This window comes from Peribacillus sp. SIMBA_075 (assembly GCF_046534585.1).
In genome coordinates this window covers 1-272 of sequence record NZ_JAWRYN010000598.1, presented here as the reverse complement: position 1 = coordinate 272, position 272 = coordinate 1, and the positions used below count along the sequence as shown (strand labels likewise).

General features: G+C 36.8%; 1 pseudogene. It reads right to left on the bottom strand.

The window, feature by feature from the left end:
- Positions 1-272 (bottom strand): annotated as a pseudogene (locus SB775_RS29555) (hypothetical protein); the annotation flags it as partial.

Below are 272 nucleotides of genomic sequence, written 5' to 3'. Positions count from 1 at the left end.
CGGAGGATTCAACTTTTTTGGCGGAGGTGGTTGATTTGCTTACATCCCCAACCATCAAAGTTCTTCCCTCTAGATATACGTATTTATTCTTGTGAATATGTACCGATGTTTGATCATCCGACCCTTCAGTCAATTGCTTGTTTCTCTCAGTATTTATCGTGTACAGATATATCTCAGTATTATCTGAAGCTCGATTTTCATAAGCAATTTTATCTTCAAAAATTTTTGGATTAACTTGACTACCTCGTGTTTTGACAGCAGCTTTTTCTTCC